Genomic DNA, 22,714 nt, shown 5'->3' with positions numbered 1-22,714 from the left:
ATCTCTAATCATATTTTCACGATAGCTTTCTACTACGCAAAACATAAGAAAGCGGTTTAACTGACTGATTGTTTTGAGCGCAACAGGATTAATGATAACAAATTTGCATCACTATTTCTCCGTACAAGTTACATTTTGAAATTGAATTGCTTTGCGTTCTAAGTATTTATTGGTGCTCGAGTAGTCATCGCGCCTTTCGTAACCTATTGATTTTTATGCGCATAAAATCACCCCGTGTTGTAGGGTTTTCATATGCTTTTGCGATAAAGAAATTTTTCAAACCGTCTGAAAAGTAAGAAATAGATAACGCCAGAGAGAATTTCCATTTTTCTTCGCCGAAATGCTGATTCTGTTGAAAGTTTTTGCATATCTCTAGGTTCTAACACTCAGTCAATAACGACCGATTACGTGGTGATGCTATGTCTCAGACAGTATTGGTACTGGAAGACGATGGTGATATCTCAGAGTTGATTTCGCTTCATTTGAAAGTCATGGGCTTTGATGTGCTGAAAGGCTCTTCATTGCAAGAAGGGTTTGAGATCCTCAATAGCTGCTCCGTTGACGCTATTGTTCTTGATAGAGGGCTTGAAGACGGAGACGGTGTTGAGCTTTGTCAGCAACTCAGAAGGCAACAAAATGGCTTGCCCATTCTGATCCTGACCGCGATGGATACTGAAACGGACATGGTGGAAGGGTTTGAATCTGGCGCAGATGATTATCTCGCGAAGCCTTTCAGTGTGATTGAGTTTCAAGCAAGGATCCGTGCGTTATTGCGCCGTATGACACATCGACAGTGGACGGAAGACACACCAGAGGTCGCGACCGTAGAGTCAGTGAATGCGTCGCCTTCTATGATTTTTAAACACCTTGAGATCTGTCAGGAAACTCACCGTGTGACCTTGGACGGCACTTCGATTGATTTAACTCCGACGGAGTTTTCGCTGCTTTGTTGCTTGGCAAAACGACCGGATCGTGTATTCAGCAAAGACGAGCTGTTAAGTCGGGTGTGGAACACCGACTATGACGGTTATCGTCACACAGTGTGTTGTGCGGTGAACAGACTGAGAAGCAAATTGGAGAGCCGACCCAATGTGCCAAAATACATCCATACTGTTTGGGGAGTGGGATACAAGTTCAGAGAATCCGCTCCGATGAAGTAATCAGTTTTAGAGAGGTTGATCTTGGCGTTTAAGCATCGGCTCCTTTTGTTTACATTGTTGTGGTTTTTGGTGAGTGCAGCCGTGCTCACAACGCTGAGTGTGCGGGTTTGGGAAGAAAACGAACTGCGCACTCAACAATCCTTACATCGGGAATTGGCGTTACACATGCGGGATGACAACCCGCTGATGGTGGGGGACGATTACAGCCCCAAAGCCCTGTCTTCTATTTTTCATACCTTGATGTTGCTCGGCCCAGACTTCGAAATTTATTTCCTCGACCCTGATGGGAATATCACTACGTCTGGCCCGCCGATAGAGAATGTTCAGCGCACTCAGATTGATACAACGCCCATCAAGCAGTTTTTGGCGGGAGAGCCGTTTCCGATTCTCGGTCAAGATCCATTGATGCCGAGCAGAGAGAAAGTGTTTTCCGCGGCGCAGATTGATGACGGCGGAAAGGTAGCAGGATACCTCTATGTGGTTATCGGCAGTCAGCAACGTATTGCCTTATCTGACCCACAATCCCTTTTGCAGTATGTTCCTGTTGTGGCGGGCGCATTGATTGTGATTTTGCTGTTTGCGCTGGTGGTCTATCGCATGGTTTATCGCCAGATCATCAGGCCGGGCCGCACTATGGTGAAGCAAATTGAAGATGCTGCACTCTCCGAGTTTCGTATTACACCGCCTCTTAACTTCAATGCTGCGGAGCTGCAGGATATGGCCTCGCAATACCGTCGTATGATGGCGGTAATCCAGCAGCAATTTATTCAATTGCGAGTGCAAGAGGCACAACGTCGAGAATACTTGGTGCAACTGAGTCATGATTTGAAAACGCCGTTGGCAAACATTCTGGGTTATTTAGAAACGTGGCGGATTCAGCACAAAGAAGGCCAGGGAATGATTGATACGGCCTACCACAATGCCTTGCGACTGCAACAACACTTAAAAGACCAGTTGGAAGCGGCGCGTTCGCCCTCTGCAAAGGTGGTGTTGTCGTATCAGGAAATCGATGTGGCTGAGCTGCTGTCCGACGTTAAAAAGCGCTTTGAGCTATCGCTTCGTCAAAAGCATATTGAAATGATTGTGTTGTCTGATGCGGGCGCAACCATCATGCAGATAGCCAGTTGATAAACCGCGTGTTCGACAACTTGATTGAAAACGCGATTCGCCACAGCCCTGCGGAAAGCCAGATTTTGATTGAGGGAAAACGGCAAGGCGCAACGCGTGTGGTATTTAGTGTTGAGAACAGCATAGATACCAACAGCATTTCAGGCTCATTGGGGATGGGAACCAAGATTGTTGAAGCAATTCTGAGCCTCCACCAAAGCTCGCTGAAAACCGACGTGTCTGATGGAAACCAGTACATGGCCACGTTCGAGCTTTCGGGTATCGCACATGAAGTCGCGCAAATACATACGGTTCCTCAGCAATGGGAAGACGATGCGCCACCACTAAAGTCCAATCTGCCCCATGTACACGCTGAAGAAGCCCAACTGGTTGATGAAGGAAACGCAGCAGTGCCTGACGAGTTGCATGTTTACGCGAAGGAAAAAGCGGAAGGAAAGGGTGGTTTGCCCTCATTCAATGCACTGGGTGAAGCGACCAATGAAGAGCCCAAAGATGCAACGCCACCCAAGGATAAAACATAAGGCCGCGAACGCGGCCTTATCGTTAATAGCTGATTACGTTCACCCTAAGAAGGCAGGCAACATTCCAGCCATGGCAAGGAAGTGGAACAGTGCTGTCAGCACACCGAACAGAATCACCGCACCTATCATTGCATTGCCACCCGGTGCTCTAAAGCCTTGGTCGCCACCTGCCATTGAACGAGATTTCAGCGCTAGCAGAGCCGGGATAATGCATGCCCACACGGTTGCCGCTGCACCTGCGTAACCGATCGCGACAATAAAGCCGAATGGAAACAGCAATGACATCACCAATGGTGGAAGGAAGGTTACCAACCAACATTTGGTGCGGCCTTGGCGCGTGTCTTCAAACTTGAAAAAGTCTGCGAGGAAGTCAAACACACCCAAACCGACACCAATGAAAGACGAAAGTATCGCAGCCATAGAGAAGGCATTGATCGCTTTAGATACACTTTCTGAAGCAATTACCGCATCCAACTCTTTCAGCAGTACATCTACATTGCCGCCTTGCTCGATAACAGGGCCAAATTCATGACGAGGCAAGTTGCCAAAAATACTGATGAGCCATAGGCAGTAAAGCGCGAGAGCGATAACCGTGCCGCCAAGGATGGCGTATTTGGCTTTGCGCTCCTCACCGTAATAAGCACGCATGGAAGAGACCGAATGGTGATAACCGAACGATGTTAGCGCAACGGGCAACATTGCCATGGCATAGGGCGCATACTTGCGATCTTCATTTGCTGCGTCGAACAGCACGCTTGGATCTACGTTGATCGCCATGCCTGAAACACCAAATACGAAGCTCAGTACCATAAAAGCAATAAGCACAATGGAGATGCGGTCAACAGCGCGTGTTGAGTGCCAAACAAACAAGGAGAAAACGAAGACAAAAACGATAGACGTTAGTTTACTGCTTAGGCCTGTAATTTCCTGAAGAATTAAACCTGAAGAAGTAATGTAGCGTATAGCAAAATACCGCCAACAAAATACACTGTGATGTTATTAAAAAGGTTTACTTTGCTGCCAAGGAGATCTTTGGTGACGGAATTAAAAGAGACTTTAAGATCATAATGCTTAAAAGATTCAAGCAACATCCAGCCAGAAATAGTCATCACTATCATCGTGGCAGTAATTGCAAGAATTGACCAGACCGTCCAGGCTCCCGCTCCTGAACTTGGGAGACCTAACATACCAGCACCAACACAAACGCTGGCAATGATACAGGCTCCCCCGACTAACGAAGGGCTTTTTTCCATAATAGTAACTCTCCGATTTCACAATATTGGACACAGCCATACGATCTGAAATTATTTAATTTCAGATTGATTAGGTGTGAATAAAAGTAAAAAAAGAGCGCAATATAAATTGCGCTCTTAAAGTTGTTTACAAAGTAGGTTCTAATTCAGGCTTAGCCGTAGGCTTTTTTTTAGTTATAACCGGAGAAACCTCAACCTCTTTCAAACGTGCGGTGAAGTGTCGAAGTACCGCTGGCTCGTAAGTAAACTCTAAGCCTTTCACGTTATTTGCATTCTTCTTCACTTCCTCAAAGGCTTCGATGATGAAGTCCATATGAGATTGGGTGTACGTAGCGCGTGGAATGGTAAGGCGCAGCAATTCTGCAGGGCATGGGTACTGCTCGCCGGTTTGTGGATCACGGCCTTGAAGTAGAGAGCCGATTTCTACTGCACGAATGCCGGCGACTTTGTAGAGCTCACAAGCCAACGCATGCGCAGGGAATTGGCCCGCAGGAATGTGCGGAAGGAGTTTTCCTGCATCAACAAATGCGGCGTGACCACCGGCTTGCTGGCAGATAACGCCAATCGCTTCCAAACCATCAACCAAGTATTGAACTTGCTTGATACGGTATTCCAACCACTCTTGGCGCATGCGTCATACAGACCAACGGCCAAACGTTCCATGGCACCGCCTTCCAGACCGCCATAGGTTGGGAATCCTTCTTGAACCACACACAGGGTGCGACATTCTTGGTAAATGTCCATCATGGTGTCGTCTTTGAAGCACAGCAGGCCGCCCATTTGCACCATGGCATCTTTCTTCGCTGACATCGCGAGGCCGTCAGCATACTTGTAGGCTTCACGGGTGATGTCGGCAATGGTCCAGTCTTTGTACGCTTCTTCGCGTTGTTGAACAAAGTAGGCGTTCTCGGCAAAGCGAGCGGAGTCCATGATCACCGGAATGTCGTACTTCTTGGCAATCTCATAAACCGCTTTTAGGTTGGCAATCGAAACCGGCTGACCACCTGCAGAGTTACAGGTGATGGTGCTGACAATGTATGGCACGTTTGCTGGACCCGCTTCCAAGATTGCAGATTCCAGCTTTTCTAAGTCGAAGTTGCCTTTGAAATCAGCGGTGACTGAAGTATCAAACGCTTCTTTGGTGTACACGTTTTTCGCGACACAACAGTTCACTTGGGTGTGCCCTTGGGTGGTGTCGAAGAAGTAGTTAGACAGTGCCACCATTTTGTTTCTGTCCAAGCCTTTTTCTTTTTCGCGTTTTTTGATCAGAACAGGAATATAGATCTGTTCTGCGCCACGGCCTTGGTGAGTAGGAATTGTCAGGTCATAACCGAAGATATCTTTGACTGCATTTGATAGGGCATAGTAGCTGCGGCTGCCGCTGTAAGCTTCATCGCCGCGTAGCATAGCCGCTTGCATGTCCTGAGTGATTGCACCTGTGCCACTGTCCGTCAGCAGGTCGATAAAGACGTCTTCACTGTCTAACAAGAATGGGTTCATGCCCGCTCTAACGATGGCTTCTTCACGATAAGCGCGAGTAGTACGTTTTACTGGTTCAATAACACGAATACGGAACGGTTCAGGGATATGTTTAAAGTTTTCCATTTGTATGCCTTTTCCTTATTTCGGACGGCAAGGTTCGTTCGCAAATAATTAAGCGCGAACAATCTCCGTCAGAAATGTAAATTTCTTAAAGTGAGTATTTGATTGTTTTTGGCAAAAGAAACCCGTGGCTTTAATAAGCCATACATTTATTTTGCGAATATAAGAGAATGTATCTAACGCGAGAAACTGCGTTAAATATGATTATGCAGGGAAGAAAAAAGCGATTTTATAATCGAGCGTGATCCAGTGGTTCATTTCGTTAATGATGTCCATAAATACCAACCTGAAACCGAATAATTCAAGCTAACGATATTATTATCTATAGCACATGATGATTGGTCATCTCAAAAAATATCAAAGTGAGAACGTACCGACAAATTTACAGCCTCTTCAATCTATTTAGAAGATGAATATCACATCAGTCTCGAAGGGGCTGTTTTGGCTGTAAAATCACTAAAACCAGAGAACCCAGTAACACTGCGCCGAGGATGGAAAGTAGGCGTTTACCATCGTCAACAAACGCACTGCCAGCACCCTGTGTCAGGCCATAGTAGACAAGAACAACAAAGCCTGAGTACAGAAGCTGTATTGCACTGAAACTGGCCATTCGCTTCGACGCATAAACCCCCATGAGAAGGGCACAGCTAAGTGCTGCGCTAAGCTGTCCAATCAAGTTGGTTTCCAATGCACTGGCAAGTAATACGGGCATGGAAAACAAAAAACCAGCATAGGTGCTAACAGCCGTCTCAATCCATATTGTTTGCCGCTCGCAGGGTTAGGGTCTTTTAGAATCAGGGCCACTGTCAGTGTCACTATGGTGCTTTGCACCAACTTCAGATGAATCGCACTGATGAGCACGACAAGAACAACCGAGGCTTTAAACACGATGTGCCAGATTTCAGTGTGAACCGCGCCAAACGCAGGGGGCGGGGAGGTGTCTGCAATGGGATGACCGCCCGGAAAAAGGAAAAATGCCAGATAAGATACTAAACCGGCCAGCAGAATTTCTTTAAGCAGCGCGAGGGGGATTTGGCTGACATCTAACCCTTTTTGCTGCGTAAAGACGGCGACCAAGGTTGTCGACAGTAAAAGCATGGTGGCGAGCAAATCTTGCGGATTAGAACGAGAACGTTCGATGCACCAATAGAAAACGATGTATAAGCAACTGTAATAGATGATGGGCTGGTCGATGAGGAAGTTACTCAAAAATGCCTGAAGCCATGCCGCAAGGAACAGCATGATGGCCATGAGTAAGACCATCTTTAACGGCGGTGCTTTTACCGAGGAACTTAGGAATACAGCACAGATGGCTGGCGCAATCAAAGGCAGGGATGTGCCAAACACGTACTGCCAGAACAACAACAGTATCGGGAACAACGCGATACGCAGTATGCCATTGCCACGGCTATGAAACATAGCTGAGGTAGCTCCAGACCCATGTCCACACGTCCAATAGTCTTTCACCTAGAGGAGCCTGACCGGGATAGAAACTGATGGTTGCACGACCGCCGTATCTTAGATTGACGTCTTTAGGGAGGTCGAAAAAGCGAATGTTCACAGGGAATCGCTGTGCGTGTTGCAAGCCATTGGGAGAGTCAAACAGCCCGTTGTTCGCATCAATTTGCAAATTGCCGTTACCACTGCTTCCCCAGCCAATTGAGGTCACTTCTCCGTGGAATATCTGGCCGGGATAAGCATCCAACACCACTTTTACCACCGTGCCTTTATCGATATACACTAACGAGCTTTCACGCACCATCGCGGTCAACCATAAGTGATGGTTGTTGATGTAGGTGAGAAGTGGCTTGCCTTGAGAGGCATAGTCGCCTGTCGCCAAGGTCATGTTGGTGATAACACCAGAAGCGGGCGCATCGAGTTTGGTATAGGAGAGGTTAAGCAGGGCTTGGTCTAGCCGATTGAGCGCGGATTTCACCTGCGGGTTGTTTTCACCTTTCGGCCCCAAAGCTTGTTGAGCTTTCACTAAATCTGCGGTGGCTTGAGCCAGTGCTGCTTTTGCACTGTTTTGTGCTGCGATACTGTCATCCAATGTGGCTTTGCTGATGACGTTACGTCTCGCGAGAGTTCTGTTTCTTTGCGCATGTTGCGTCGCGTTGACCAGCTTAACTCTCGCAGCTACTTGGTTGGCTTTGGCTGCTTCAATCGCGGCTGAATCAGACTTTACCGACTGTGCGGCCTGCTGCAAAGAGACTTTGGCTGCATCGACTTCCAGCTGAAAAGGCAGAGGTTCAATGTCTAAAAGTGATTGGCCCTGTCGCACCTCGGCATTATTTAGCACGGAGATGTTCGATATTGGGCCTGATACTTGAGGTGTGATTCGAATGAGTTGACCGTTGATGCGACCATGATTGGTCATGGGCGTGAATCTGTCCGCCCACAGGGTGTAGAGCCAAAGTACCAATGCCGCCGCAATGAGGTAATAGGTGACACGACGTGCGCTGTTTGCTGCTTCAACCTGAGGTGGCTGGCTGTCTTCGTTCTCGGCGGGCGAATTGACGTCGTTCATTCTTGTTATCCCTTCATTCATCACGCGCTTACAGCGGGTTCTATCTGCTTATATTTGGTGGGCGCGACGGCGCAGAAGGGTAATTTTAAGAAAAGGCTATGCAGTAAGTTGTCTAAATTTAGACACTTTGATGGAACAAATTAGCAATTACTGGAATAGCGCGGGATCCAGCGGGGAAAGGGGAGGGAAAGCAATGTTTCCCTCTCAAATTTAACCATTCAATGTCCGGTAAAATGGGGTTTTCGTTTCTCCATAAACGCGTGCATGCCTTCCTTCTGGTCTTCGGTTGCGAACAAACCATGAAAAGCGCGACGTTCAAACCTAACTCCATCTTCAACGGACAGCTTTTCAGCGTTGAGAACGCACTCTTTGGCAAGGATAACCGCTGGTTTGCTGTAGCTTGCTATGGTTTTCGCAGCCTCAATGGTTTCTTGCATCAGTTGCTCGTCTGGCACCACGCGTGACACCAAACCTGCTCGCTCTGCTTCTGTCGCGTCCATCATCCTTCCCGTCAGGATCATGTCGATGGCCTTTGATTTTCCGACCAATTGGGTCAGCCTTTGAGAACCACCCATGCCCGGAATGACACCAATGGTCAGTTCTGGTTGCCCGAATAGCGCGGATTCTGCGGCAAAGATGGTGTCGCACATCATGCGAGCTCACAGCCGCCGCCCAACGCATAACCCGTTACCGCAGCAATTATCGGTGTTCTGACGCGACTTAATGCCTCCCAGCCAGAAAAGTAATCAGTCGCTACCATTTCCTGATAAGACATGTCAGCCATTTCACTGATGTCGGCACCCGCCGCGAAGACCTGCTCTGAGCCAGTGATAACAAAGCACCCCACGTCAGGGTCGTTGTCGTAGGCGTTGAGTTTTGTGGTGAGTTCAACCATCAATTCCGAACAAAGCGCATTGCGTTTGTTGGGTCTGTGCAGACGGAAAATCACTACGCCCTGTGTTTTTTCTGTTTGAATCATCATTTCCTTACTCCTTCACGAATCCCAAATCGCGCCAAAGGCAGGAATACCGCGACTTTCCATGCCATAAACGACTTGTCGAGTGAGTTTTTGGTTGGAGATACAAATTACGGCTTCTGCATCAAACGCTTTGTAAGCGGCATACGCCAATTGCACCATGTCAGGTTTGCCATCTTTGTCGGTATCCCAAATCAAGGCATCTGGTTGTGCTTCTAGAATTTCATCAACCAGTTCATCGCCATAGGTTTTGCGTGGGTCTCGGGTTGACCAGACCAGCAGCATGGGCAACTTTTTGGCGAGTAGATGAGGTATGCACGGACCAATACCGCTGCCTGTGGCGATATAAACCACGCGTTTGAACAAGACTTCGATGTTGGCAACGCCTGCGGTCGGAATGCCCTTCACCCATAAATGTGAAGGCTTGTCGTCAATCAAACGGCCTGTCCAATCACCAGCGCGAGAGACCGTTAATCTATATCCCGGCTCTGTTGGCGAAGGTACGTTGGCGAAGTGATGCCACTCCATCAGAGGTGAACGGCTGATTGCCATCGAGGAGCCAGCGAAGGGCGTGACGCCATAGTTAAACTTCAGTAGCGCGACATGATTGGACGGTGTCTTAATCTCCACAGGCACGCGGCGTAATCTCAGCCAAGGAAGCAGGATGCTGAAGGTCATGATTGAGAGAAGCAAAATGCAGGTGTCTCAGAAAACAGCGACCATGCTCCTAATTCTGGATGTGTGTCTTGTGCGATTGAAACAGTCTGCACCCAGAAAAGAATCAGCACTGACCAGCCTGCAAATCGGTGCGTGGCTTCAAAGGCATTGTGAAACTTCTTGCGAATGTTAGGCATTGCCATTGCGAGCATCACGATCAACAAAACGATGATGGCGATCGTCGCGACCAAGCTGGTGGACGAAATGGTGGCAGCGGCATGCGTGTATTGGTAGATCAAACCACCTGTGAACAACGCGAACCACAAGGTGCCGTTTATGGCGCAGCCACTGTGCAGTCCGCCATGGTGATACACCTTGCCCAAATGCCAGCGAATGGAGAGTGGCCAAGTGACAGGAGCCCGTGTTGCCAACCAAAACAGCAAATTGATGGTGTATTGTTGCCTAACAATGATGGCGACAAAGAAGTTGGCAATCACCATGCTGCTGAGTGCCGTCAGGTCGATGTTTGACGATGCGAACCAGTCTCCTTCGGTTATCCCATAAATCAGCCAACCGAGGTTGACGGTCGAGACCAACAACACCAAACGCACATAGTGTTCCAGAGCAGGATTCTTCCAAACGCGCTGAAGAAACTTTTGTTTTTCTGGCAGTTCTGCCTCGGAATACGGTGCCATCATGATGCTTGCCCCTTATTTCCGGTATGAATGTCAGGGCTAGCTGTTTCAGCGTTTTCTTGGCTTTGATGATAAATCTCTAGCAGCTTTCTCTTGTCAATCTTACCGCGTGGTGTTAGTGGCAATTGGTCAAACGCCATCACGCTGACAGGCACGGCATAGTAGGGCAGTGAAGCACTGACATGGTTTATGGCAGCGTGTTCGTCAACGGTTGCGGGAACGACAAAAGAAGCGAGGTGTTCGTTGTCGACTTTCAGCGTCACGGCGAGTCGGCAGGTTTGCATGGACTCCAATACCGCGGAGACTGAATCGAGTTCAACGCGAAAGCCTTTTACCTTCACCTGATCGTCGGTACGGCCATAATGTTCGAGCTCGCCGTCTTCCGTCCAGCGTCCCAAATCACGGGTTCGGAACATCACATGTCCGTCCCCAAGGAAAGGATCGGGGCGGTATCTTTCTTGGCTCAAGTTAGCATTGGCGAGATAGCCTTTGGTCACGCAATCACCGCCTGCCCACATTTCACCGACTTCGCCAATCTCACAAGGTTCGAACCGCTCGTTGAGGATATAACGGTGTTATTTGGCGTCGGCTTGCCAATCGTTAACGCACCGCCAGGTTCAAACCATTTTGCGGTGTTGATTATGGTCGTTTCAGTCGGGCCACAAGAGTTATAAAAACGACACTGCGCCGCCCACTTTTCTGCCAATGGGCGAGGGCAGGGCTCACCAGCAACAGCAGCCACTTTTACATCGTGACACTTATCAGGGTCAATCTGCCCCAGCACCGACGGTGTAGCGATAATGACATCGGCGTTACTGGCTGTGTGCTCAATGACGCTGTCACGGATCAGCAATGTCGCACCATGGCAAAGTGCAACGTAGATTTCCCATGCAGACATATCAAACGCGATGCTGAGAATTTGCGCGACGCGCATGCCCGGTCGGACACCGAGATTCCCCGGAGCAGTCAGCACAATATTGCACACGTTACGATGAGTTACCTGAACGCCGTTTGGCTTGCCTGTGGTGCCTGAGGTGAAAAGAATAAAGCTCAGATCATCGGGTTTGGTTGTCCGCTTACCTTCAATCGCCAATGAGCGGAACTCAAAGGATTTCATCAAGGTATCTAGTTCTAAAAGCACGACACCCTCAAATTTAGGGAGATCTTTTCTGTGCTTAGAAAGGGTAAAGATGACTTTGACTCTCGCCACGTCAACAATGTGCTCTAGTTGCTCACTGGGTGCGACGCCCGCGTGTTGAGGAACATAGTTCGCACCAATCTTTAAACACGCCAACATGCCCGCAAGCATCTGTGTTGAGCGAGTGAGAAAGATGCCAACCGAATCTCCCTGCTTTATTCCGACTTTCAGCAGCAAGGTTGCGAGCTTTTCTGCTTGTTGATTCAATTCGCCATAGGAGATGGCACGATTGCCATGCATGGCAGCGATGGCGTGAGGAGAGCGTTCAGCGTGATACTCGAATGCTTGCGTCAAGGTGCTGAATGCAGGTGTCTCTGAACGACCTCGACCATATGTCACGAACTTGCGTCTGTCTTCAGTTGAAAGTCCCGACAAGGGCGCAAGATTGAAAACGCAGCCTTGCGAGGAAGGTTGCTCAGAAGGTGACGGAGGAAATAATACGGAATTGAGCGAAACGGTCACAATTTACTCTCCTTGTGTCAACGGAGCCAAGCAACCTCAAAATGGTTAGCGTGGCGACATAAAGGAGAATCTAGCGACAAAACCTCTCGGAATTCTCACAAAGCTTTCGCAATAGGTTAGCAATGCGAATATGAGAGAAAGTGAATATATCCAAACAACCAGAAGAGGCGCGTTGAATCCTGCACATTCAGGTTGTTTGGGTCAATAAAGCGTTGGTTGCATTCACAACCAACGCGGGGATTTTAGGAAGGAGTTTAAAGATTTCGTTCGACGCTCGCTTCGCGCGGCTCGTCATCACCGGTTTTCCAAATGGTCCAACCCATGACACCAAACAAGATGGTGACCAGTGGTGAGAGCCAACAGAAGAAATTAAATGGCAGATAAGCGAGGGTTGCGACGCCCAGTGTGGCTGCTTGATAAGCACCACCAGAGTTCCAAGGAACCAGGTTTGCCGTCACCGTGGCGGAGTCTTCCACGGCACGAGAGAGGTTTTCTGGGGCCAGTCCCCGCTCTCGGTAGGCTTCGGCGTAGCTTCGTGCACTCATGACAATTGCCATGTATTGGTCACACAAGATGAGGTTTGCGCCAATCCCTGTGAGTACCGTCGATACAATCAAAGAGCCGGTGGATTTCGCGGCGGCCAAAACCTTGTCAGCGATGACTTTGAGTTGGTTGGTTCGCTCCATGACGCCACCAAACATCATGGCCACGATGATCAAACTGATGGTGTACATCATCGAGTCCATACCACCACGAGACAGTAGTGAGTCAACATCTTCAATGCCTGTGCCTGAGGTGTATCCACCAAAAGCGACATTTGCGATGGCGTTGTAATCCGCCCCTTGAAGCCCTGCCGCACAAATAGCACCCGCGATAACACCCAGTGCAATTCCCGGAATCGCAGGCATTTTTTTGTAAGAGACAAATAACACAAGCACTAACGGCAAGAGCAAAACGGGGTTAATGAAAAAGGTACTCTCTAGCGTGGTTAGTATGGTGTTGATGCGTTCGATGTTGCTGCTTGAAGCACTGTATTGAAGGCCTATGACGATCTCTATGATTAACGTTAGCCCTATGCTGACACTGGTGGTGTAGGACATGTGTTTGATGTGGGTGAAGAGATCTGTCCCAGCCATGGCGGGCGCAAGATTGGTGGTGTCGGAGAGCGGTGACATCTTGTCACCAAAGTACGCGCCAGAAAGCACAGCACCCGCAACGATGGGGAGAGGGAAACCCAAGCCGCCGCCTACACCCATCAAGGCGACACCGATTGTCCCTGTTGTCCCCCAACTTGTTCCCGTTGCCAAAGAGGTGATGGCACAAATGACGACACAGGCAGGGAGAAAGATTTCGGGGGCGAGAATTTTGAGGCCGTAAAAAATCAGTGTGGGTACGACACCGGCGAGGATCCAAACGCCGATTAAGGATCCCACAATCATTAGGATGATCATCGCGGGGAGGGCGTTATAAATACCAGCAACCATACCGCCTTGGATCTCTTTCCACGCAAATCCACAGCGCAATGCGACAACACTGGCGACGACAACGCCGAGCATCATGGGAACTTGAGGGTCGAGTCCGTATAAAACGATTGAAATACTGATACCTACAACGAGGGAAAGTAGGGAGATTATCGCCTCCCAGAAATGGGGTGCTCGGGCACCTTCAGGTATGTCAGTCTGCATGTTACCTCCGACTGTTTACACTTTTGACTGAAGGCCGCTAAACCGTGGAGTCCAATGGAATGTTCATCGTTGGTGGGAAAGCGGCTCTAATGGCACGCGTAGGGGTCATTCCGTCTCGGTGAAGAGAGAAATGGCAAGCTTCTTGGAGGGTGATCGTATCCTTCACTGGAAACCCAACTATCCGAACTTTGTTTCTCAGTTCGTGTAGAACGCACACATGCTTTTTGTTCCCTGTCTTGCAATAAAACCAGACAGGGTTTTCCTAGAGCCTAAAGGGGTTAAGTGGTTGAGGTGTGTCGTGAATACGAGACTGGTACTGATTTAGTGGGGTTTGGCACTGTGCCTAAATCTTCTTGGTGTGAGGTTAAATTCAGGATGCGTCAGTTAGGGCACAGATACCGACATAGGCGCGCATCAGTGCAGTAGCATGGCGTTTTTAAACGAGAGGCTTTGACAGATGGACTTCGCCGTTTCAAAGGCGGCTTCATCATCGAAATAGACGCCAAGTTGCACGTAGCTGGAATGGCTGAAGCTGAAGTTGTAGAGCGAAGCAACGCGAAAGTCATTGGTTTCTTCGAACAGACGGTAGCGATAGAAAACCAAACCCTTGTCTTCGCCTTTTTGGATATCGAAGGCATCGTCTGCACGTTCTTCGACGATCCATTCTAACGCTTCCTCAGGGGATTCTTCTGGGTCAATGCTCCATACCGAACACCAGATGGTGAATCCCTCATGCCAAATCACCAAATCTTCGTCTTCCATCGTGACGTTAAATTCGGAAGGGAGGTGAAGTGACCATTCTTCAGTCAATGGATAAAGGCCGGAGACGACTTGGGCTTGTAAGTTGTTTTGCATATTGTTTTTTCAGGCCTTTTTGGCGTTAGGCGACGAACACCCGTAATGACACCAAGCGTAACACTCTTGGTGCTGTCTTACCTCAATTAACGGGCTTTTTGTGCCACAACTTCCTTTCTTTGCTAATGACACTTCGCTCATTTAAGTGAAACAGTTCATGTTTTGCGCCGAATGATCCTTGCAAATCGAGAGCAAAATCACGAGTTCGGTATTCTCGTAAAGACGCATCGAAACGTTTCGATAAGAATGAGCGAAACGTTTCGATGGTATGTTCGATTCACCCCATAAGAGTTGTGAACGAAAAACGCCATCGAGAATTAGCCGCTGTAAGAAGGTTAAATAATGAAAAAAAATACCCTACTGAATTCAGAGATCGCGCATTTGGTTTCTACCCTTGGACACACAGACGAGTACGTTATTTGTGATGCGGGGTTACCAATTCCTCAACATGTACAACGTATCGACTTGGCGTTGACACATGGCGTTCCAAGCTTTCTCGACACGGTGCGTGTCGTACTCTCTGAATCTCAAATCGAAGGCATTGTGTTGGCGGAAGAGTTTGCAACAGCAAGCCTGAGTGCCACGAAGCTTGATTCAAGAAATCCTCGAAGAAGAAGTTCGCAGCGGCAAATCCATCTCAATCCAATACGTTTCCCACGAAGACTTCAAAGTGCGCACCCACGACAGTCATGCCGTGATTCGCACGGGCGAATGTACCCCTTACGCCAATGTCATTTTCAAAGCGGGCGTGGTTTTTTAACGGCATTTACGGATTGAGTGAGACGAGGGTAGTCCTATGACTCAAGCAATATTACAACTCAATGAGATTGAAAAAGCGTTTCCGGGTGTGAAAGCCCTCGATAAAGCCAGTCTCAATGTTTACCCAGGCCGCGTCATGGCCTTGATGGGTGAAAACGGCGCGGGCAAATCCACCTTGATGAAAGTGCTGACTGGCATTCATCCATTGGATGGCGGTTCGATTCACTACGAAGGACAGCCAGCGGCATTCAAAGGCCCACGCGATTCTCAGCAAGCGGGGATCAGTATCATCCATCAGGAACTGAACCTGATCCCTGAACTGACCATTGCGGAAAACATCTACCTAGCCGTGAGTTTACAGGCCCCTTTGGCCGCGTGCTTTGGGACAAAATGTATGCTGAAGCCGATAAGCTTTTAGCGCGCCTGAATGTGAAACACAGTTCAAAAACACCATTGGGCTCACTGAGTTTGGGTGAGCAGCAGATGGTGGAAATTGCCAAGCACTGTCATTTGAATCCAAGGTCATCATCATGGATGAACCGACAGATGCGCTGACGGACACTGAAACTGAATCCCTGTTCAACGTCATCAATGAGCTTCGTGATGAAGGTTGCGGCATCGTTTATATCTCTCACCGCCTAAAAGAAATCTTCACCATTTGTGATGACATCACCGTGCTTCGCGATGGCAAGTTCATTGGTGAATGTCAGGTAAAAGACATTGATGAAGACCGCCTGATAGAAATGATGGTGGGCCGTAAGCTGGAGGAGCAATACCCACGCATTGCCGTGACGCATGGCGATATCTGTCTTGACGTGAAAAACGTGTCTGGCTCTGGTGTTAAGGACGTGAGCTTTACGCTAAAGCGCGGCGAAATCCTTGGCGTGTCAGGCTTGATGGGTGCCGGTCGTACTGAGCTGATGAAAGTGATTTACGGCGCGTTACCCCGTGAAAGTGGCGATATCGTACTGAACGGCAAAGCGGTTAACCCAATTAATCCACGAGATGGCTTGCTAAACGGCATCGCGTATATCTCTGAAGACCGTAAAGGCGATGGCCTGATCCTTGGTCTGTCAGTCAAAGAGAACATGTCGATTTGTTCTCTCGACAAGCTCAGCAAAGGGCTGCAAATCCGTCATGCGGATGAAGTGATGGCCGTTGATGACTTCATCAATCTATTCAATATCAAAACCCCAACCCGCGAGCAGCTCATTGGCAACCTTTCTGGCGGTAACCAGCAGAAAGTGGCAATTGCAAAAGGGCTGATGACCAAACCGCGCGTCCTGATCCTCGACGAACCAACGCGTGGTGTTGACGTGGGTGCAAAGAAAGAAATTTACCAACTGATCAACCGATTCAAAGCGGAAGGCATGAGCATCATTTTGGTTTCTTCTGACATGCCAGAAGTGCTGGGAATGAGCGATCGCATCATGGTGATGCATGAAGGCCGAATTACTGGCGAATTCGATGCAAAAGACGCCGATCAAGAAACATTACTGGCCTGCGCTGTAGGTAAAAACGTTAAGAAGGATGCAGCATGAATAGTAACGCAGTAACACCATCAAAAGCAGAAGGCAAAAAGCTGTTCAGCAAGGAATGGTTGATTGAACAAAAGTCGCTGATTGCACTCTTGTTCCTGATTGTTGTGGTGTCGTTTTTAAACCCTAACTTCTTTACCGTCGACAACATCCTGAACATCCTTCGTCAGACGTCGATTAACGCCATTATCGCGGTTGGTATGACGCTGGTTATTTTGACTGCGGGTATCGACTTGAGCGTGGGTTCTGTCCTCGCTTTGTGTGGCGCATTCGCGGCAACCCTGATTGCGATGGAAGTGCCTGTGCTAGTGGCAGTACCGACAGCATTGTTCGCAGGTGCGGTATTGGGTGCGATTTCCGGCATCATCATCGCCAAAGGCAAGGTGCAGGCGTTCATCGCGACCTTGGTCACCATGACGCTGCTTCGTGGTGTCACCATGGTGTACACCGAAGGCCGTCCTATCTCTACTGGTTTCACTGGCACGGCTGATGCCTTTGCTTGGTTCGGTACGGGCTACGCGCTGGGGATTCCTGTGCCTGTATGGCTGATGGTGATTGTGTTTGCCGCGGTTTGGTACTTGCTGAATCACACCCGCTTTGGTCGTTACATCTATGCATTGGGCGGCAATGAGTCTGCAACCCGTCTTTCAGGTATTGATGTCGATAAAGTGAAGATTGGTGCTTACGCGATTTGTGGTCTGTTGGCTGCACTGGCGGGCATCATCGTGACCTCTCGTCTTTCTTCTGCTCAGCCTACTGCGGGCATGGGCTATGAACTGGATGCGATTGCAGCCGTTGTACTTGGCGGCACCAGCCTAATGGGTGGTAAAGGTCGCATCATGGGAACCCTGATTGGTGCACTGATCATCGGCTTCCTGAACAATGCTCTGAACCTGCTTGATGTGTCCTCTTACTACCAAATGATTGCTAAAGCGACGGTGATTCTCGCGGCGGTCATGGTCGACAACAAAAACAAGTAACCCTACGAAGTAACAACCTAAACAACGTGTAGAACGCGCCAATGTTCCCCCTTCATTGGCGCACCAAAAACAAAAGGATGAAGACAATGAAAAAACTATCCATGCTTATCTCTGCTGCTCTGCTTTCTTCAACGGTGTCTGTTGCTGCTCAGGCGCAGGACACCATGGCGATTGTCGTCTCTACACTGAACAACCCATTTTTCGTGACGATGAAAGAAGGTGCTGAGAACAAAGCCAAAGAGCTGGGTTATGACCTCATCGTTCTGGACTCACAAAACGACCCAAGCAAAGAGCTTTCTAACGTGGAAGATCTGACCATTCGTGGTGTGAAGGCGATTTTGATTAACCCGACTGACTCTGCTGCAGTGTCGAATGCCATTCGTATTGCGAACCGCAGCGAAATCCCTGTGTTGACGCTAGATCGCGGTGCGCAGCGTGGTGACGTCGTGAGTCATATCGCGTCAGACAACATTGCTGGCGGCGAGATGGCAGGCAAGTTCATCATGGAAAAAGTGGGTGAGAAAGCCAAGGTTATCCAACTTGAAGGTATTGCGGGCACGTCTGCTGCGCGTGAGCGTGGTGAAGGTTTCATGAACGTTGTGAACGGTGGCGAGATGGAACTGCTGGCAAGCCAACCAGCTGATTTCGACCGTACCAAAGGTCTGAACGTGATGGAGAACATGCTGGCTGCAAACCCTGATGTTCAAGCCGTATTCGCGCAGAACGATGAAATGGCTCTGGGTGCGCTTCGTGCGGTTCAAGCGTCAGGTAAAGACATCATGATTGTCGGCTTTGATGGCACCGAGGACGGCATCGCAGCGGTTAACCGTGGCAAGCTAGCGGCGACCATTGCGCAACAGCCTGAGCTGATTGGTGCGATTGGTGTTGAAGTTGCAGACAAAATGCTTAAAGGTCAGGCAGTTGAGAAGTCTATCCCTGTACCTCTGAAAGTCGTTACTCAATAATGCAAATCGGCTCCCTCGTACGAGGGAGCCCCAAAAGCTGACTGCTTTAGGCTGTTTAGATAGGAATTCTTGATAAAGAGCCTAAATCAATTCGCTTTTCACCCCAAGCTAACAACGTAACGAAGCGCGGGGACCGTATTTACAACAACAAGGTCTCTTTAGAGGCTGAGGATAGCTCGATGAATAAGTTAGTGGTTTTAGGGAGCGTTAACGCTGACCATGTATTGCAGGTGCCTTCTTTCCCTCGTCCAGGTGAAACCCTGCATGGCCGCAATTATCAAGTGATCCCTGGTGGCAAAGGTGCCAATCAGGCCGTTGCCGCTGCGCGTTTAAAGGCAGACATTGGTTTTATTGCCTGTGTAGGTGATGATCCGTTTGGCATTAATATTCGCGAGAGTTTCAAATGTGACGGCATCAATATCGGTGGCGTAAAAATGCAGGCGGATTGCCCAACGGGCATTGCGATGATTCAAGTGTCGGATAGCGGTGAAAACAGCATCTGTATTTCTGCAGAAGCCAATGCCAAGCTGACGGCAGAAGTGATTGAACCAGAGCTTGAGCGCATTCGCCAAGCAGACTTTCTGCTGATGCAACTTGAAACGCCAATGGACGGTATTGAATACGCCGCAAAAGAAGCCAAAGCGCACAATACCAAAGTCATCTTAAACCCAGCACCTGCGCGTGAACTGCCGGAAAGCTTGCTGGCATGCATCGACATTATCACGCCAAACGAAACCGAAGCCGAAGTGCTGACGGGCGTGAAGGTGGAAGACGAAGCGACAGCAGGCGAAGCGGCGACGAAACTTCATGCCAAAGGCATTGAAACCGTGATGATCACGCTGGGTGCGAAAGGTGTGTATGTTAGCCAGAATGATGCAGGAAAAATCGTTCCGGGATTCCGTGTGGAAGCGACAGATACAACGGCGGCTGGCGATACGTTCAACGGTGCATTCGTTACTGGTCTAATGGAAGGAATGCCTTTAGAATCAGCCATTAAGTTTGCACATGCTGCGGCGGCAATTTCTGTTACCCGTTTTGGTGCGCAAACCTCTATTCCTACTCGTGAGGAAGTGGAGGCATTCCTAGGGCAATAGACCCTAAAAACCGCGTCTGATAAGGAGATGACATGGCAACAATGAAAGACATCGCGAAGTTAGCCGGTGTTTCAACCTCAACCGTCAGCCATGTCATCAATAAAACGCGCTTTGTGAGTGATGAAATTGCAGAGCGCGTAAACAATGCAGCAAAAGAACTCAACTACTACGCGCCGTCTGCTTTGGCACGTAGCCTCAAAATCAATCGCACCAACACCTTCGGCATGATTGTGACCACATCAACCAACCCTTTCTTTGGTGAGGTGGTAAAAGGGGTAGAGCGTAGTTGCTACCACGCAGGCTATAACCTCATTCTTTGCAATACAGAAGGGGATGCCACGCGAATGAAAGCCTCGATTGACACCATGATGCAAAAGCGCGTCGATGGTTTCATTCTGATGTGTTCAACAATGGAAGGTGAATACTCCGATATTCTCGAAAAGCTGAAAAGCGTACCTGTCGTGGTCATGGACTGGGGCCCAATCTCGTTGCCTTGTGACAAGATCCAAGATAACTCTCTTCGCGGTGGCTATCTCGCAACCAAACACCTTATCGACAAAGGCCATACCGCCATTGGCTGTATCACGGGTCCGTTGGTAAAACACCAAGCACAAATGCGTTATCAAGGCTTTAAGCGTGCCATGAAAGAGGCGAGTCTACCGATCAATCCCAAATGGGTTGTGGAAGGGGATTTCGAGTGTGAAGGCGGTTATCAAGCATTCGCCGCGTTCAATAAAAACGGCGACCTGCCAAGCGCCATTTTCGCTGGTAACGACATGATGGCGATGGGCCTTATCAATGCGGCGAATGAGCAAGGCATTTCCGTGCCGCGCGACCTATCAGTGATGGGCTACGATGACATTCATATCGCGAAATACATGACGCCATCTCTAACGACAGTTCACCAGCCCAAGTATCGCTTAGGGAAAGCTGCCGTCGATGCGCTGATAGCACGCATTGGTAATGGTGAGCATCCACCGCAGATTGTTGAGCTTGAGCCAACTGTCATGGAGCGTGGTTCTGTTATTGAAGCAGGAGAGCAGGCATGAGCGATCGCATTGGCCCAAATGCGCTAGTGGTGGAAGGCGGTGCGATGCGCGGCGTCTTCTCTTGTGGTGTGCTCGATCATTTCATGAACGAGGAGTTCTCGCCGTTTGACAGCTTTTGGGGTGTGTCGGCGGGCGCGAGTAATCTCGCTGCTTTCTTGGCAAAAATGCCCGGTAGGAACCTCAAGATTTATCTCGATTACAGTCTGAGAAAAGAGTTCTTTTCACTCGGCAAGTTTGTATCAGGTGGGGATCTGATGGATCTCGACTGGATGTGGAATATCACACTCAAAGAACTTGGCATCGACAAGAAGGTGCTTCAGGCGGATGAGCGTCCATTCTTCCTTGGTGTCACGCGTCAAGATACGGGTGAAGCAGAGTATTTAACCCCAGATGTTGATGCGTTAGTTGAGACCATGAAAGCCAGCAGTGCGCTTCCAATTATGTATCGACATGGGGTGAAACTGGGTGAGCATACCTATGTTGATGGCGGCGTCAGAGATGCCATTCCTGTTGCAGAGGCGATTCGTCGCGGGGCGACAAAAATCATGGTACTCCGCAGTCGACCAGCTAATTACCGAAAATCAAAACCGGCGTTTACAGGCCTGACGAAACGTTTGTTGAAAGCGTATCCCGCGTTAATTGAGCCAATGCTGACGCGACATACACGCTACAACGATACATTGGCTCTGATTGAAAACCCGCCTGAAGGCGTTGAGATTATTCAGATTTGTCCGCCGGAATCCTTCAAATTAAAACGATTGAGTCGAGACCCGGCGACATTGGAAGCTGCGTATCATCTGGGCGTCAAAGCCGGTGAACAAGCAATACGCAGCTGGGAAAATTAAATTAGTAGTGGAAATCCAATTCACGATTGCTTGCAAAGCCCTCGTAAACATTTGAGAAGCGTTTAGGGGCTTTCACCTTGTTTCTACGCTTCTTGGTTGGCTCAGCTCTCATGCTTTCAATTCTTGCCAACTCTTTCGCATGCATCTCTGCCTGCTCGATGAATGAATTGTCTTTCAAGGCTGCTTTTCGGCTTTGATTAACACGCTCAAGCAACTTATCAAATTCTCTCACGTCCATAATACACCTCCTAAAGCACTGTGTGCATATACAGTAATAGCGTTCTGAGCACGTAAGGTCAATAGGTTAGATGAAAAAACTGTATGAATGAACAGGCTTTGGCCGCGTTAGCGTGCGTGTTAGTGAGCAAGGGTAGGGTTGGGATAGGCTGTTTTTTGACGCACGTCATGAATTTAAATTCGTAAGATCAATATGTTAGACAAACACTCTCTGTAAGTTGATAGATTTATTCTTATCGGTATATCGAGATAAGCACATGGAAGAACAACAAAAGGCTCTGCTGGATTTACTCACTAAAGAATGTGATGCCTACTGTCTGATTCCAGAATCGGAATTGGACCTAAAACGCGATAAGAAGCACTTTATTAATGGCTTAATGACCGCATCTCGTGTGGTTGGAATTAGCTACGAGGAGCTGAACAAAATCATTGAAAACATGCCCGCGTCCAAGTTTTCGAGCCTTGAGGAAAAACTCGCCATTCCTGCGTACCTGCGCAACAACGTCGATATCAAGTTCAAAAAGTAGC

At 48.8% G+C, this 22,714-nt stretch carries 16 protein-coding genes and 7 pseudogenes; 11 read left to right on the top strand and 12 right to left on the bottom strand.

Annotated features, from left to right (window positions below; translation table 11 throughout):
- Positions 1-419: 419 nt before the first annotated feature.
- The 3 genes from ATN88_RS04815 to ATN88_RS26775 are packed head-to-tail and all read left to right on the top strand — an operon-like array spanning position 420 to position 2,809.
- The gene (locus ATN88_RS04815) at positions 420-1,160 is read left to right on the top strand and encodes a response regulator transcription factor (RefSeq protein ID WP_067412226.1); all 741 of its coding nucleotides are present in this window, start codon (positions 420-422) and stop codon (positions 1,158-1,160) included.
- Between the two features lie 21 nt (positions 1,161-1,181).
- Positions 1,182-2,288, top strand: a complete 1,107-nt coding sequence (locus ATN88_RS04810) for a sensor histidine kinase (protein ID WP_067412223.1) — start codon at positions 1,182-1,184, stop codon at positions 2,286-2,288.
- Positions 2,285-2,809: a histidine kinase gene (locus tag ATN88_RS26775; RefSeq protein WP_067412220.1), complete on the top strand. Its 525-nt coding sequence runs from the start codon at positions 2,285-2,287 to the stop codon at positions 2,807-2,809. The genes ATN88_RS04810 and ATN88_RS26775 overlap by 4 nt, the downstream gene beginning before the upstream one ends.
- 39 nt (positions 2,810-2,848) lie before the next feature.
- Here ATN88_RS26775 and ATN88_RS04800 read toward each other — a convergent pair.
- The 11 genes and pseudogenes from ATN88_RS04800 to ATN88_RS04760 all read right to left on the bottom strand — a co-directional run bounded on the left by ATN88_RS04800 (position 2,849) and on the right by ATN88_RS04760 (position 14,719).
- Positions 2,849-4,062 (bottom strand): annotated as a pseudogene (locus ATN88_RS04800) (aromatic amino acid transporter).
- 127 nt (positions 4,063-4,189) lie between these two features.
- A pseudogene (gene tnaA, locus ATN88_RS04795) lies at positions 4,190-5,667 on the bottom strand (tryptophanase).
- 201 nt (positions 5,668-5,868) lie between these two features.
- Entirely contained in the window at positions 5,869-5,940 is a 72-nt protein-coding gene (gene tnaC / locus ATN88_RS28810; protein ID WP_157490657.1) for a tryptophanase leader peptide, read from the bottom strand.
- A 145-nt stretch (positions 5,941-6,085) separates the two neighbouring features.
- Positions 6,086-7,083: pseudogene (locus ATN88_RS04790) on the bottom strand (DUF2955 domain-containing protein).
- Entirely contained in the window at positions 7,073-8,191 is a 1,119-nt protein-coding gene (locus tag ATN88_RS04785; protein WP_067412215.1) for an HlyD family secretion protein, read from the bottom strand. Before ATN88_RS04785 ends, ATN88_RS04790 begins: the two are co-directional and overlap by 11 nt.
- Before the next feature lie 218 nt (positions 8,192-8,409).
- Positions 8,410-9,170: pseudogene (locus tag ATN88_RS04780) on the bottom strand (enoyl-CoA hydratase-related protein).
- Between the two features lie 15 nt (positions 9,171-9,185).
- Positions 9,186-10,522, bottom strand: a pseudogene (locus ATN88_RS28805) (hypothetical protein).
- Positions 10,519-11,016, bottom strand: coding sequence for an acyl-CoA synthetase family protein (locus tag ATN88_RS28545; protein WP_332308857.1), 498 nt, complete (start codon positions 11,014-11,016; stop codon positions 10,519-10,521). Before ATN88_RS28545 ends, ATN88_RS28805 begins: the two are co-directional and overlap by 4 nt.
- Entirely contained in the window at positions 11,013-12,179 is a 1,167-nt protein-coding gene (locus tag ATN88_RS28540; protein ID WP_332308856.1) for an AMP-binding protein, read from the bottom strand. The genes ATN88_RS28545 and ATN88_RS28540 overlap by 4 nt, the downstream gene beginning before the upstream one ends.
- A gap of 254 nt (positions 12,180-12,433) precedes the next feature.
- A complete protein-coding gene (nhaC, locus tag ATN88_RS04765; RefSeq protein WP_067412212.1) occupies positions 12,434-13,864 on the bottom strand; it encodes a Na+/H+ antiporter NhaC in 1,431 nt (476 codons plus the stop codon).
- Between the two features lie 414 nt (positions 13,865-14,278).
- Positions 14,279-14,719 carry a hypothetical protein gene (locus ATN88_RS04760; protein ID WP_067412208.1) on the bottom strand — a complete coding sequence of 147 codons (441 nt, stop codon included), beginning with the start codon at positions 14,717-14,719 and terminating at the stop codon, positions 14,279-14,281.
- Positions 14,720-15,061: 342 nt separating this feature from the next.
- Between ATN88_RS04760 and rbsD the strand changes: the two are divergent.
- From rbsD to ATN88_RS04725, 7 genes and pseudogenes are all read left to right on the top strand, one after another.
- Positions 15,062-15,479: pseudogene (rbsD, locus tag ATN88_RS04755) on the top strand (D-ribose pyranase).
- A gap of 36 nt (positions 15,480-15,515) precedes the next feature.
- Positions 15,516-17,019: pseudogene (gene rbsA, locus ATN88_RS04750) on the top strand (ribose ABC transporter ATP-binding protein RbsA).
- Positions 17,016-17,996 carry a ribose ABC transporter permease gene (gene rbsC, locus ATN88_RS04745; RefSeq protein WP_067412204.1) on the top strand — a complete coding sequence of 327 codons (981 nt, stop codon included), beginning with the start codon at positions 17,016-17,018 and terminating at the stop codon, positions 17,994-17,996. Before rbsA ends, rbsC begins: the two are co-directional and overlap by 4 nt.
- Before the next feature lie 86 nt (positions 17,997-18,082).
- Complete coding sequence (gene rbsB, locus ATN88_RS04740) at positions 18,083-18,961, top strand: ribose ABC transporter substrate-binding protein RbsB (protein ID WP_067412199.1); 879 nt, start codon at positions 18,083-18,085, stop codon at positions 18,959-18,961.
- A 179-nt stretch (positions 18,962-19,140) separates the two neighbouring features.
- A complete protein-coding gene (gene rbsK / locus ATN88_RS04735; RefSeq protein WP_067412196.1) occupies positions 19,141-20,055 on the top strand; it encodes a ribokinase in 915 nt (304 codons plus the stop codon).
- 32 nt (positions 20,056-20,087) lie between these two features.
- A complete protein-coding gene (locus ATN88_RS04730; RefSeq protein ID WP_067412193.1) occupies positions 20,088-21,104 on the top strand; it encodes a substrate-binding domain-containing protein in 1,017 nt (338 codons plus the stop codon).
- Entirely contained in the window at positions 21,101-21,949 is an 849-nt protein-coding gene (locus ATN88_RS04725; protein WP_067412190.1) for a patatin-like phospholipase family protein, read from the top strand. The genes ATN88_RS04730 and ATN88_RS04725 overlap by 4 nt, the downstream gene beginning before the upstream one ends.
- A 1-nt stretch (position 21,950) precedes the next feature.
- On the opposite strand, the gene ATN88_RS04720 is transcribed toward ATN88_RS04725, so the two are convergent.
- Positions 21,951-22,187, bottom strand: a complete 237-nt coding sequence (locus ATN88_RS04720) for a hypothetical protein (RefSeq protein WP_067412187.1) — start codon at positions 22,185-22,187, stop codon at positions 21,951-21,953.
- A 256-nt stretch (positions 22,188-22,443) separates the two neighbouring features.
- On the opposite strand from ATN88_RS04720, the gene ATN88_RS04715 reads away from it, so the two are divergent.
- Positions 22,444-22,713, top strand: coding sequence for a hypothetical protein (locus ATN88_RS04715; protein WP_067412185.1), 270 nt, complete (start codon positions 22,444-22,446; stop codon positions 22,711-22,713).
- Position 22,714: the final 1 nt, after the last annotated feature.

Origin of the sequence: Enterovibrio coralii (assembly GCF_001559595.1) — a bacterium.
Classification (GTDB): domain Bacteria; phylum Pseudomonadota; class Gammaproteobacteria; order Enterobacterales; family Vibrionaceae; genus Enterovibrio; species Enterovibrio coralii.
Note: the sequence above shows the minus strand (reverse complement) of the source record. Positions and strands in the feature narration are given on the sequence as shown.

Bases quoted from the DNA above. Each gene is read 5' to 3' on its own strand.
- ATN88_RS04815 (WP_067412226.1), top strand. From the start codon at position 420: ATGTCTCAGACAGTATTGGTACTGGAAGACGATGGTGATATCTCAGAG.
- ATN88_RS04785 (WP_067412215.1), bottom strand. From the start codon at position 8,191: ATGAACGACGTCAATTCGCCCGCCGAGAACGAAGACAGCCAGCCACCT.
- nhaC (WP_067412212.1), bottom strand. From the start codon at position 13,864: ATGCAGACTGACATACCTGAAGGTGCCCGAGCACCCCATTTCTGGGAG.
- ATN88_RS04760 (WP_067412208.1), bottom strand. From the start codon at position 14,719: ATGCAAAACAACTTACAAGCCCAAGTCGTCTCCGGCCTTTATCCATTG.
- rbsC (WP_067412204.1), top strand. From the start codon at position 17,016: ATGAATAGTAACGCAGTAACACCATCAAAAGCAGAAGGCAAAAAGCTG.
- rbsB (WP_067412199.1), top strand. From the start codon at position 18,083: ATGAAAAAACTATCCATGCTTATCTCTGCTGCTCTGCTTTCTTCAACG.
- rbsK (WP_067412196.1), top strand. From the start codon at position 19,141: ATGAATAAGTTAGTGGTTTTAGGGAGCGTTAACGCTGACCATGTATTG.
- ATN88_RS04730 (WP_067412193.1), top strand. From the start codon at position 20,088: ATGGCAACAATGAAAGACATCGCGAAGTTAGCCGGTGTTTCAACCTCA.
- ATN88_RS04725 (WP_067412190.1), top strand. From the start codon at position 21,101: ATGAGCGATCGCATTGGCCCAAATGCGCTAGTGGTGGAAGGCGGTGCG.
- ATN88_RS04720 (WP_067412187.1), bottom strand. From the start codon at position 22,187: ATGGACGTGAGAGAATTTGATAAGTTGCTTGAGCGTGTTAATCAAAGC.
- ATN88_RS04715 (WP_067412185.1), top strand. From the start codon at position 22,444: ATGGAAGAACAACAAAAGGCTCTGCTGGATTTACTCACTAAAGAATGT.